At 64.1% G+C, this 298-nt stretch carries 1 protein-coding gene; it reads right to left on the bottom strand.

Going from position 1 to position 298, the window contains the following annotated elements; translation table 11 throughout:
• Nucleotides 1–298, bottom strand: a 298-nt coding sequence (locus SB754_RS19765; RefSeq protein WP_410784090.1) for a LacI family DNA-binding transcriptional regulator, incomplete at both ends; no start/stop codon positions are given.

Below are 298 nucleotides of genomic sequence, written 5' to 3'. Positions count from 1 at the left end.
AGGCTTGTCAACGGTCACCACCGTCGTGAAATAGCCCTTCTGCCGAGCGACTCTCTCGAGCGCCAGGAGCGTTCCGACGGGTCCGAACCGACGTGAACCGTCGGCGAGGATACCGATAGCCGTCGAGCGGTTCGTCGAGAGGGCGGTCGCCGTCCTGCTACGGCGATACCCGAGGTCCTTGATGATCTGCTGGATCCGCTCACGAGTGGCGGCATTGACGTCGGGAGCGTTGTTCAACACCCTGGACACGGTCTGGTACGAGACGCCGGCGACCTGGGCGACATCGCTGATCGTCGGC

It is taken from the genome of Leifsonia sp. SIMBA_070 (assembly GCF_046534635.1).
Classification (GTDB): Bacteria; Actinomycetota; Actinomycetes; order Actinomycetales; family Microbacteriaceae; genus Leifsonia.
Note: the sequence above shows the minus strand (reverse complement) of the source record. Positions and strands in the feature narration are given on the sequence as shown.